An 8,157-nucleotide genomic window follows, 5' to 3' on the forward strand; every position below is an offset into this window, starting at 1 on the left:
GGTCGAGGCCCCTCCTCCGCAACGAGGGGCGTCCTCGTGCCTGTCAGGTGCCTTTGCACCTGATCCACACCCTCTCGCCAACCAAATCAGGAGGAGATCCCCATGAAGCAAAGTCAAGTCGTTCCGTCGTTCAACCTGCGCCGCTCGACCGTGAGCCTGGCCGTCGCCACAGCGATGGCGTTCGCCGCACAGGGCGCCTACGCGCAGGTCTCGATCACCTCGAATCAGGCCAGCGTGGACATTTCCGGTGACGCCGGCGTCACGGTCGGACCGCCGGCGACCGTCTCCGTTTACCAGATGACGAACAGCGGGACCGTTTCGACGACGGGCACCGCGGGTCTCGCGAACTACGGTGACATCAGTAACCTGAACAACTCGGGCACGATCAGCGGTGCCACGAACGGGATCGAGAACGAAAGCGGTGGTTACATCGGCGCGATCACGAACTCCGGGGCGATCGCTCCCAACGGTATGTCGGGCAACGCCGGTATCGACAACAAGTCCGGCGGGACGATCAACACGATCACCAACCTGGCGGGCGGCACCATCGGTAGCGGGATGAGCACGCAATACGCGATCGAGAACGAGGTGAACGCCGTGATCCAGCAGATCACCGACCAAGGCGGGCTGGTGGTCGGTCTGATGAACGGTCTTGCGTACGTGGACAACGCGGGCACGATTTCCAACTTCGAAGAAGACGGCTCGCTTTCGAGCATCGCTTCGGGGATGACCGGCTTCTTCGTCAACGAAGCGAGCGGTAGCGTCACGCAGTTCACCGTCGGCACCAACGGTCGCATCGTGCTCGCGGGCTCGACCCCGGGCGTGGTGAACAGCGGGGTGATTCAGACGATGTGGATCAACGGCACCCTGAACGCCGGCGGTGATGCCATCGTCAACGGTTCGTCGTCGAACGCCACCGCGAACATTCAGGGGATCTACGTCAACGGTATCCTCGCCGGGCAGGGTGGAAACCAGGTCGGCAACGGGATTCACAACTACGGCACGATCACGATGATCGACGAAAGCGGTACGGGCAAGATCCAGGGCTCCGGTGTCGGGACCGCCGCGATCAACAACGACGCCACGGGCACCATCGGCAGCGTGATCCTCTGGGGGATTTCGGGTGCTGAAGGCGCCGTTCTCTGGAACAAGGGCACGGTGGGGGATGTGTCGAGCGGTGGCACGCTCGTCGCCACCGGCGTCACGTACGCCGCTCAGGCGAGCGCTTCCGCCGCGCCGGCGATCGAGAACGACGCCGGTGCCACGATGGGTAACCTGACCGTCGGCGCGGGCTCGGTCGTCGAAACGCTCGGAACGGGCAACACCAATGCCGCGGTGCAGAACAGCGGGACGATGACCTCGATCGCCAACAGTGGAACGATCGGTGCGACGAACGGTGTCGGAATCGAGAACGACGGGACGATCACGAACGGCATCACGACGAAGAGCGGCAGTACGGTCTCGGGTTTGACGGGCATCGTCAACAACGGTGACCTGCCGAGCCTGACGCTCGAAGCGGGCAGCAACGTGTTCGGTAGCTCGGTGGCGGGCGTCGCGCTCAACACCGGCGCCACCGCCGTCAGCGTGAGCGGCACCCTCGGTGGTTCCCTGACCGCCGACGGTCTCGACGTGAACGGTACCGCCGACGCGACGGTGACGGCCCAGGACAACGGGTCGATCATGGCGTCGGGCTCGGGCAACGCCGTGAGCGTCGCCAGCGGTGCGACCGCCGACGTGACGGTGCAGGACAGCGCAAGGCTCCTGGCCGCTGGTGCAGGTTCCGCGGTGAAGAACGCCGGGAACCTGAACCTGACGCTCACCGGGTCGAACGCGCAGGTGCTCAACCAGGGCTCGGGGTCGGCGATCTCGACCGTCCAGGGGAGCACCACGACCATCACCGCGAGCGGGTACAGCACCGGCGGTGCGGGTCCGACCATCTCGTCTGCAAGCGCCAACGCTCCGACGATCGACATCGCCGGGACCGCCGCGCTCGACCTCGACGCGATGGTGGCCAACACCGCGAACGGGACTGCTGTGCAGATCGAGAGCACCGGCAACGTGACGTCGTTCAAGAACCAGGGCGTCGTGGAAGGTGCGATCAAGAACCTCTCCGCCAACGGCCTGACGATCGACGGTGCGAGCACCTACACGGACGGCAACAGCACGACCGGTGAACTGGGTCTGCTGACCGGCACCGGTTCGAGCCAGTCGGAGATCGACAGCACCACGGACGTGACCCTCGCGTCGGGCTACACCGTGCTGAACGACACGGTCAACGCGCCGAACCTGAACGTGTCCAGCGGTGCAACGCTGGTGTCGTACGCGCCGGTGGCGATCGACGGCAACTTCAACGTCGCCGACGGTGCAAGCCTGGTGTCCCAAGCGGTGAGCGAGACGAGCTACGGGCAGTGGAACGTCTCGGGGAACAGCACGTTCGCGGGCTCGACCAGCCTCAACCTCACGCCGTACACGACCTTCGGTTTCGCCGATGGTCAACGCTACGTCATCGTCAACACCACCGGCACCGCGAGCTACAACCTGCCGGGCATCACCACCTCCGTCACCGGGTACACCGGCGCTGTGACGACGGAGCAGGTCGGTAACAGCCTGGTCGTTGTGCTCGGTTCGACGAGCACGGGGACCGGCACCGGGACTGGGACGGACACGGGTAGCACCGGCACCGGCACGGGAACTGGGACCGACACCGGGACGGGTGACACGACCACGACGGGAACCGGGACCGGGACCGACACGGGCACGGGAACCGGCACGACCTCGCCGACGAGCCCCACCACCCCGGTCGTGCACAGCGTCGCGGGTCTCACGCAGACCTCCGTCGCCGCCTCGAACGGTATCGTTCGCTACACGGGGTGGAACAGCGCCGGGCTGATGAACGCGGAAAACACCGTGCTGGCGATCGAGCAGAACGGGACCGCGCGCCAGGTCACGCAAGCCGGCACGCAACTCGCCGCCATCCCCCACGCGCAAGCCGGCAACGCCGCCCTGGCGATCGCCGACGGTGCCTACGGGGTAGTCGCCGATCGCGCGGAAGCCCTGCGCGCCGCGAAGGACGCCGGCGCCGCCCAAGGCAACGGTGTGCAGACCTACGGTCGTGCGTTCGGTGGTGCGGAGCAGCGCGGAACGACCGCCGGCGGGACCTATGGTGAGGTGAGCGGTTCGAACTTCACCTACGGTGGTCTCGCCATCGGTGCGGACAAGGCACTGGGTCGCGACTGGCGTGTGGGTGCTGCGTTCACGTACGCCCACGGTCAGAGCAACGCCACGGGCGACGCGAGCGGTCAGGACCTGAGCGTGAACTCGTTCGGCTTCACGCTCTCGCAGAGCTTCAACCCGGGCCGCGCTTACGTGGACGTGTCGGAAAACGTGAGCGTCAACCAATACGACGCCAGCCGGTCGATCAACCTCGCCGGGGTGGGTGTCGGCGGTGCCAGCGGTCACTTCTCGGGCACGTCGTACGGTGCCCGCGTCGAAGCCGGTCTGCCGCTGCTCTGGAAGAACGGCGTCGAGGTGACCCCGCTGTTCGGTCTGACCGTGCAGCACGTGAACCTGAACGGCTACACGGAGAGCGACGGTGGCTCGGGTCTGGGTCTCGCTGTGAACGGTGCGTCCTACACGTCCGTGCGCTCGACGCTGGGTGTGAAGGTCGCCAAGGCGTTCGAGACCAAGGCTGGGACGGTCGTGCCGTATGTCCGCCTGGGCTATGTGCACGAGTTCAGCGGCAACGTGCCGAACACGACCGCGACGTTCAACGGTGACACCACCGGCGAAACCACGTTCACCGCCGTGAGCGCGAGCCCGGTGCGTGACATCGCCAGCCTGTCCCTGGGCGCCACGCTCTACCGCGCCAAGGGTCTGTCGTTGACCGCGAACGCGAACGTGCAGGTCGGAAAGCACTACACGAGCGAGTCCGCGATGCTGCAGGTGAAAAAGGCGTTCTGATGCTGGGACGCTGACCCGCCACGAAGCCCGGCCGCGTGCCGGGCTTTTTCATGGTGTCAGCGTTTCGCCTCTGCTTCGTCGAACGCTCGCATGCGCTGCTCGAGCGCGTGGACGGACGGCTGGTCCTCGGAACGGTCCGGGAGGACTTTCAGGTCCTTGCCGTCGAACTCTTTGTACTCGGAGTGCCGGAGCAACTTCGAGAGCTTCACCCGGTAGCGCGTGTCGATCGTCAGCAGGTGCTGGTCGAACAACGTGTGGACGTCGGCGCGCAGCAGGACGCCGTTGCGCGTCTTGTAGTCCGTCTTTTCAGCGTGGGGCGTGATGTGCGCCGCTTCCAGGACCGCATCGACCGCCGATCCGGTCACCGCGCAACGCCGACGGTACGCCGAGAGCAAGCCGTCCCGGAAGGGACCCTGGCCACGCCGTGTTTTGATCGCCCGCTGCTGGATCACCTCGTCGTCCGTTTCGTCATCGTCGTGCCCCGTGCTCTCGTGCCCGTCGTCGAGGTCGGGCTTCACGCCCCGGACGATCTTGCACCGCCCCGTGACCCGGTCGTGCTGATGGACGTACCAGTCTTCGCTGTCCAGCATGCGCCGGCTCACCGCCGACGCCTTCTCCGCCAGTTCGTCGCGCGACCGACGGTCCCCGTCGCAAACGATGACACGCACCGGCATGCGCCGGTCGTAGGACTCGCGGATCGCTGCGTCGAGGTTCAGCGCGCGCACCGACTGGTCCACCGCTCTCGACCGAGCCGACGTGCTCTCCGTCGGGTCGTCGGCGATGCGCCGCAACTCGTTCGCCGTGTCGAGCACCGATTCCGCGAAGAAAGGCACCCCGCCCTCCGCCTGAAGCGTCCCGTGCCACAGGCACAGCACGAAGCCTTCCGCGATCGATCCGAACGACCAGTTGTAGCAAAACTGCGGGTTGGACCGGTAGTCCTCAACCTCCGACCCGTCCTTCTTGCGGTGCCAGCCGTCCACCGAGATCTTCGCGCGTACGAGGATGTCGTAGATCACCTCTTTGCGCCGCGGCGCCAGGTTCTCCAACGCCTCCGCGTCCGGGGTGGTCCCGGCACGGCTGAACGTCACGTAGCGCGCTGCGCGATCGACGCGCGTCTTGCGCCAGCCGGGCGTCATCCACGCCAGCGCCTGAACGTGCGAGTCGGCTCCGGGCGTTGAGTTTTGCCACCATTCGTCGTGATGCAACGCGGACGGTGGCAGGCTGTCCCCGATGATCTGCTCGATCCGGTCGAAGCTCAGCGTGACGTCCTGGCCGGTGGCCTGCCGGAAGTGGTCCGCGAGTGGTGCGTATTTGCTCATGCTGGTCGTTGTTCGTTCTGGTTGAGGTCAAACGGACGCTTCTGGTTGGCTCCCCACGCCGATGGACGCCGCCGGTCATCGTGACTGCCTTGCAGGATCTTATCCCATCCGCCGCCCCTACCTGGTGCCCCCTCCCGGCGGACCGCCATCGCCCGCCTTCATCACCGCAGGTGCCTGCGGGCGTGTGCCCGCTTTTCCGTGTTGTGGTGTTGCCCGCAGGGGCTCCGCGCCTCCTTCGTGCCGGCCGTTCAGGTTGACCCGCGCGCCCCGTTTGCTAGGTTCATGGGATACCCATAACCAGGAGACCACCATGTACAGCCCCTCCGCCGTCCGGTTCCCCACCGCCGAACCCACCGCTCCTCCGCCCGCCCAGCGCGTGCTCACGTCATCGTCGGACACCGGTCGCGCTCCTGAGCGCGGCATGGTCTACGTGCTCACCAACCCGAGCCTTCCAGGCCAGGTGAAGGTCGGTGCGACCACCCGCACCGGCGAGCATCGTCGGAACGAACTGTCGCGCGCGACCGGGATCCCGACCGAGTTCGAGATCGCCTTCGAAGCGGCGTTCGCGGACGTGTGGGGCGCCGAGCGTGCTGCGCACGTTCACCTGGCGCACTACCGCGTCAACTCGAACCGCGAGTTCTTCCGATGCGACGTGGCCACCGCCGTCCAGGTGGTGAAGCACCTGGCGGGGCTCGAATCGAACGACCGTCGCGCGGTCGAGCAGTTGAAGAAGCAAGGCGTCGCCATGCTCTTCGGCATCGACGGTGAGATCAAGGACCTTCCTCGCTCCCTCGAACTGCTGGGCCAAGCGTCGTCGATGGGGTCCGTGTGGGGTTCGTATTACGCCGGCCGCGCCGCGCATGAGTTGAGCCGGGACAAGGGGAAAAGCGCCAACGCGCGCTCCGACCTGCGACGCAAGGCGCGTTCGTTCTACCTCGCCGCGCAGGAGGAGGTGTCGGTCGCCACCGGGTGGCTCGCGCTGCTCTACTGGGACATCAAGCAATGGGGGGACGGGAACCGGGAGTGGGACGCTTTCGTCGCCGCCACCGCGGCGAACCCGATACCCTCCCGCGACGCGCTCAACGTTCTGCTGGACTACGCCGCCCTGCGCCTGAACTACCCGTCCGCTGCCGCCCTTCCCTGGCGCACCGCCGCCGTGCTCGCCCACACCGCTGCCCTCATCGCCCGGTGCGCCGACCGTTCGGACGGGCACCGTCTCGCGCGTGCCCTGCGAGGGGACGCTGTGCCCGCGCTGCCGAGCCGGTACCACCCGGGCAACAACGGTCGTGGTCGCGCCGACGCGTCCCCGTCGCCGGCTGCGGATCGCATGGCGGGAAAGCCTTGGGTCCTGCGTGCTGCCGCCACCGCGCTGCTGCTCCTCGCCTGCTGCCTGTTCCTCGCGTTCGGCCACATCGGGTACGCCCTCCTCGCGGGGCTCGCTGGTTCGTTCGCCGGGCTTCGCACGACGGTGAAGCGCGGACGCCGCCGCTGGAAACGGTGAGCTTTTACGGGGTGCGTTGCACCCCGATTTCCATCACGACGTGGAAGTGAAATATAGTCGCAGGAGCGCTTGAGTTTTTCATAGCTCGAGCTAACCTGGACGTAGAGAGGCGCAGACCATCCAGACGCCTCACCAGGAGACCACCCATGAGCACCACGACCTTCGCCCCCATCAACGCCCCGAAGCCCGCGACCATCCTCGGTCCGACGTCCGTCGACGAGGTCCGCGCTCTGCGCGCCCTCGGTCGTGACGTGTTGAAGACTCCCCTGCACTGGATCGCCCTGAACGTGGCGCTCGATGCTTACCAGTCGATGGTGATCGACCGTCGTGAGATCGTGATCCGCACGACCCGTGAGCGCATCGCGATCGGGGACCTGATGCTGTCGGAGAAGCCGGAGCACACGCAGCCCCGCGCGGACCTGATCGCTGTGCATGCCGCTCGCCTCGGGATGCCGGTCGAACTCCTGACCCTGGTGGTCACCCGGGTTCTGTCGGTGAAGGACGCCCGGTCCGACGCGACGCGTGAGCGCTACAACGCGGTGATGAGGATGCGAGCGCTCGACGACGTGCAGTTCGTCTACGTCCACAACGACGACGGTGGCCACGGTGCGGTGGACGTCTACTCCCGCAAGGCGCGGATCGCCGAAGCCAACGCTGCGCACGCCGCTCGCGCTGTCCGCAAGACCGAGACCGCCGGGTTCAGCGCCCGACTGCTCGGAATGTTCAACCGCTGATCGAGGGAGCACACCATGCGTTCGTTCCGTGTTCCCTCCTTCCGGTCCGCGTGCCTGACGGACGGTGCCGTCTGGATGTGGTGGTTGCTCGCCGCCTCCCTGCTCCGTGTGTTCGGGGACGCCCCGCACGCCACCATCTTGATGGTCGTCGGTGTTCTGTGCTTCGCCCGCTGGTCGTGGACCACCTGGCGCTCGCCGGCGCCCCCGTCCTGGGTTCCGTTGGTCGAGGGCGTTTCTGACGCCGAGGTGTTCGCCGTCGGGCAGTTGCTCGCCATGGCGTTGCTCTTCGCCGGTGGTGACCTCGCCGGTGCGGTGTTCGCCGCGCTCGTCGCCGCCGTCTGCTGGTTGCGTGCGTGGTCGTGGCAAGCGATGTTGAGCCGGGCTCGCAGCCTGCGCGCCACCTGATCCAACCACCTGCCGTTTTCCAGCCAGGCTCTCGCTCCGCGGGAGCCTTTTCATGCCCATCGACGCCCCGTTTGACAGGGAGCGTTTGTAACGAGAAGGTTGTTACCCGGTTCCGTTTTTTGTCCCTGCTTCGTTGCTGCGCACCGCCCACGAGGAGACCCGTTCCCACCACGTGATTTGAGGTTCACCATGCTCGCACTCGCGCCCATCGCCTCCTCCGTTTCGCCCTCCGTTTCCC

The 8,157-nt window shown here is 66.6% G+C and carries 5 protein-coding genes; 4 read left to right on the forward strand and 1 reads right to left on the reverse strand.

The features are described 5' to 3' along the window. Positions 1-102: 102 nt before the first annotated feature. On the forward strand, positions 103-3,960 hold the full coding sequence (locus DK391_RS21090) for an autotransporter domain-containing protein (RefSeq protein WP_109479926.1): 3,858 nt from the start codon (positions 103-105) through the stop codon (positions 3,958-3,960). Between the two features lie 56 nt (positions 3,961-4,016). Here the strand turns inward: DK391_RS21090 and DK391_RS21095 are convergent, their stop codons facing one another. Beyond that, the gene (locus DK391_RS21095; RefSeq protein WP_109479927.1) at positions 4,017-5,279 is read right to left on the reverse strand and encodes an HNH endonuclease; all 1,263 of its coding nucleotides are present in this window, start codon (positions 5,277-5,279) and stop codon (positions 4,017-4,019) included. A 310-nt stretch (positions 5,280-5,589) separates the two neighbouring features. On the opposite strand from DK391_RS21095, the gene DK391_RS21100 reads away from it, so the two are divergent. The 3 genes from DK391_RS21100 to DK391_RS21110 all read left to right on the forward strand — a co-directional run bounded on the left by DK391_RS21100 (position 5,590) and on the right by DK391_RS21110 (position 7,919). Beyond that, on the forward strand, positions 5,590-6,780 hold the full coding sequence (locus DK391_RS21100) for a GIY-YIG nuclease family protein (protein WP_162600881.1): 1,191 nt from the start codon (positions 5,590-5,592) through the stop codon (positions 6,778-6,780). A 146-nt stretch (positions 6,781-6,926) separates the two neighbouring features. Next, positions 6,927-7,514, forward strand: a complete 588-nt coding sequence (locus tag DK391_RS21105; protein WP_109479929.1) for a hypothetical protein — start codon at positions 6,927-6,929, stop codon at positions 7,512-7,514. A 15-nt stretch (positions 7,515-7,529) separates the two neighbouring features. Continuing rightward, on the forward strand, positions 7,530-7,919 hold the full coding sequence (locus tag DK391_RS21110; RefSeq protein ID WP_109479930.1) for a hypothetical protein: 390 nt from the start codon (positions 7,530-7,532) through the stop codon (positions 7,917-7,919). Positions 7,920-8,157: the final 238 nt, after the last annotated feature.

Source organism: Paraburkholderia sp. C35 (genome assembly GCF_003121405.1).
GTDB lineage: Bacteria > Pseudomonadota > Gammaproteobacteria > Burkholderiales > Burkholderiaceae > Paraburkholderia.